Below are 3,774 nucleotides of genomic sequence, written 5' to 3'. Positions count from 1 at the left end.
AACTTTAACCTCTATGGGCATTTGGCTGTGAAAGGCTGTATCAAAGACTGCTAACTGGGGTATATCTCCTAAAAGTTGTTCGATGGCTTCTATCCCTTCTAGGTTAGCGGGATTATGAACAGGTGCCAGGGGAAATAGCTTTGCGATCGCATCTTTAACTTGAGCAGTTACTAAAGTAGCCTGAGTATAGTCGGCACCACCATGTACTACCCGATGACCAACTATGTCAATGTCTGATAACTGATTTAATACCTGAGTTTTCCCCTTAATTAGGGTATCCAGCATTTGTGCGATCGCGTTCGGACGAGATTGTGATTCTAGTTTAAGTTCTAGGGAGGTATCTTGAGTTTTAACGGTTAAAATACCTGAACCATTGCTGACAGTCCAATCAATATGAGCTTACCACAGTGGCTGGGCTGGTTGCTCAGGCAAGGTTTTCTCTGTTAACTGGTACAAACAACTTTTCTGAGAGCTAGAACCAGCATTTAGCACTAAGATTTTCATGGCTATGTACCGAGTCGATTCCGTAAGCCTTCATTGATATGGGAGCGATCGCCAAGAATAGGTAACTATGGAAGCAACGGGCATGTTGATGCGATCGCGATCATAACCCACATCAGGGAACAGGGAACAGGGAGGGAACACAGACAAAATATTTCTCCCCTACTCCCTACTCCCTACTCCCTACACCCTACTCCCTACACCCTACTCCCGACTCCCTCAACTCCTAGAGACTACAAACTTGATCGAATGGCCACTTCCACTCTTGAATCTCAGCTTTATCTATACCCTGCTCAGAGGCATAGTTTAAGTTTTCGATAATCTGATTCTTCATCCTTTCTTTAACATAAGCTGCGGCAGACCCTAGTTTAGGCACTCGGTCAATCACATCAATTACTAAGTTAAAGCGATCAATTTGGTTACGAATCGCTAATTCTAGGGGAGTGTTGATGTTACCTTTTTCTTTATAACCTCGGACATGGATGCGATGCTGATTAGTCCGACGGTAGGTGAGTTTGTGAATTAGCCAAGGATAACCGTGGAAGTTGAAAATTACTGGTTTATCGGGGGTAAATAGGCTATCAAAATCAGCATTTGATAAGCCATGGGGGTGCTCACTTTCGGGCTGTAGCTTGAATAAGTCTACTACGTTGATAAAACGTATTTTGATGTGGGGAAATTCTTCTAGTAAAATAGCAGTTGCTGCTAAGGATTCCCTGGTGGTAATGTCACCGCAACAGGCCATAATTACGTCGGGAATATCTGGTTCTTTTCCACAATCATCATTGCTAGCCCACTCCCAAATACCTATACCTTTGGTGCAGTGTTTAATTGCTTCTTCCATGGTTAGATACTGAAGGTGCATCTGCTTGTCGGAAACAATTACGTTGACATAGTTGGTGCTATGCAAACAATGGTCAGCTACAGAGAGGAGACAGTTGGCATCAGGAGGTAAGTAGATACGGGTAACCTCAGCACTCTTATTAGTTACCAAATCTAAAAAACCTGGGTCTTGGTGACTAAAACCGTTATGGTCTTGACGCCAAACTACAGAAGATAGCAGAATATTCAATGAAGAAATAGGACTGCGCCAAGGCACTTCATGTTTACAGATATCCAACCATTTAGCGTGCTGATTGAACATCGAATCAATCACATGGGCAAAGGCTTCGTAAGTGTGGAAAAAGCCGTGACGACCAGTGAGAAGGTAACCTTCTAACCACCCTTCCAAAGTATGTTCGCTCAGCATTTCCATCACCCGACCATCGGGAGATAATTCCCCACCATCAGCATCTTCTGGTAATATCTCTGCTAGCCAGGTTTTTTTGGTGACTTCATAAATGGCATTGAGGCGATTGGAGGCGGTTTCATCGGGACCAAAAACCCGGAAGTTGTTCATGTTATTGGCCATGACATCCCGCAGGAAGTAGCCCAGCACCCTAGTATTCTCGACCTCGACGGTACCTGATTTTGGTATTTCTACGGCATAGTTCCGGAAGTCAGGTAAACGTAGTTGTTTACGGACTAGACCACCATTGGTAATGGGATTACTACTCATCCGCCGGTGACCAGTAGGGGCTAAGGCTTTGAGTTCTGGAATGAGTTTGCCATTCTCATCAAACAGCTCTTCTGGTTTATAGCTTCGCATCCATTCTTCTAGCTGTTTGAGGTTACTCTCATCTTTGTGAACTCCTGACAAGGGGACTTGGTGAGCCCGCCAAAAGCCTTCGACTTTGTGACCATTAACGTCTTTCGGTCCAGTCCAACCTTTGGGAGTGCGTAAGATAATCATTGGCCAGGGAGGACGCTTGGCAATACCGCTACTACGACATTCTTGCTGGATAGTGTGAATTTGCTGAATACATTCCTCGATGGTAGCAGCCATCTTCTGGTGCATGTCTTCTGGTTGGGCACCTTCGACTAGGTAAGGGGTGTAACCATAGCCTTGAAAGAGGGATTCTAGTTCTTGGGGACTAATCCGGGACAAAATGGTGGGATTAGCAATTTTGTAGCCGTTGAGGTGTAATATCGGTAGAACTGCCCCGTCCCGGATGGGATTGAGGAATTTGTTAGAATGCCAAGCTGTTGCGAGCGGTCCGGTTTCTGCTTCGCCATCCCCGACCATGACAGCTACTATTAAGTCTGGATTGTCAAAGGCAGCGCCGTAGGCATGGGAAAGACTGTAACCTAATTCACCGCCTTCGTGGATGGAACCAGGGGTTTCTGGGGTACAGTGGCTACCAATGTGACCAGGGAAAGAGAATTGTTTGAAGAATTTTTGTAAGCCTTCAATATCTTCACTTTTATCTGGATAAACTTCGGAATAACTGCCTTCTAGGTAAGCTGGGGCAAGAACACCGGGAGCACCGTGACCGGGACCGGCTAAGAAAATCATGTTTTGGTCGTATTTCTTGATGATCCGGTTGAGATGCACATAGGTAAAGCTCAACCCTGGACTTGCTCCCCAGTGTCCTAAGAGCCGCTGTTTAACTTGTTGAGGCACTAAAGGCTCTCGCAGTAGGGGATTATCTCGTAAATAAATCATACCTATGGCAAGGTAGTTACAGGCACGCCAATAGGCATTAATTTGGTTTAGTTCTTGGGCAGAAAGAGGAGCGTTCTGCCCTGCACGTTGAGGCGCTGGTGCTTGAACCATAATTAGTTCCTATCTTAAGTATTAGGACTTGAGGATTAGGATTTGGAAAACTTATTTTTACCCTTTTAATGTTATCTTACAACAAATAAAAGTAAGCTGCTATTAATTAATTATGAAATTAGGTAAACAGGGAACAGGGAAGAGGGAACAGGGGGTTACAGTTTGTTTTTTATATAAAAACTATCGGAGTTTTCAATGTAAGCATTCAGCTATTAGTTATCAGCTATCAGTTATACCAAAGGGAACAGGGAACAGGGAACAGGGAGTAGGCAAGAGGCAAGAGGCAAGAGGCAAGAGGCAAGAGGCAAGAGGGAAAACAATCCTGTGTACCTGCCAAATTTGCGGGGCTAGGGGGGCTTGCTATAAGCTGACCGCTGACCGCTGACCGCTGACCGCTGTTCGCGTAGGGTGCGCGTAGCGCATATGCTTACCTATGGTGGGCAGTGCCGAGCCGATTCCTAACATCCAAAAACTTCAACTGTCGATAAAGCAGAGAAATCATGGGCAAATCAACTCCTGCTTTGCTTGCCATCCGTAAAGGATTGCCGACAATTGCTTCAACTTCCAAGGGTCTTTTTCCATCATAATCCAGTTTCATACTGGTTAAATAAGGATTC

The 3,774-nt window shown here is 45.0% G+C and carries 2 protein-coding genes and 1 pseudogene; all 3 read right to left on the bottom strand.

The window, feature by feature from the left end:
• Nucleotides 1–393: pseudogene (locus tag F6K57_RS39350) on the bottom strand (acetate kinase); the annotation flags it as partial.
• Nucleotides 394–727: 334 nt separating this feature from the next.
• A complete protein-coding gene (locus F6K57_RS39345) occupies nucleotides 728–3,157 on the bottom strand; it encodes a phosphoketolase family protein (protein WP_293074150.1) in 2,430 nt (809 codons plus the stop codon).
• 427 nt (nucleotides 3,158–3,584) lie between these two features.
• The coding region (locus tag F6K57_RS39340) for a ketopantoate reductase C-terminal domain-containing protein (RefSeq protein WP_293074148.1) at nucleotides 3,585–3,774 on the bottom strand (190 nt) is incomplete at its 5' end.

Source organism: Moorena sp. SIO4A5 (genome assembly GCF_010672005.1).
GTDB lineage: Bacteria > Cyanobacteriota > Cyanobacteriia > Cyanobacteriales > Coleofasciculaceae > Moorena.
Note: the sequence above shows the minus strand (reverse complement) of the source record. Positions and strands in the feature narration are given on the sequence as shown.

Coding starts and splice junctions, on each gene's coding strand:
- F6K57_RS39345 (WP_293074150.1), bottom strand. CDS start 3,157: ATGGTTCAAGCACCAGCGCCTCAACGTGCAGGGCAGAACGCTCCTCTT.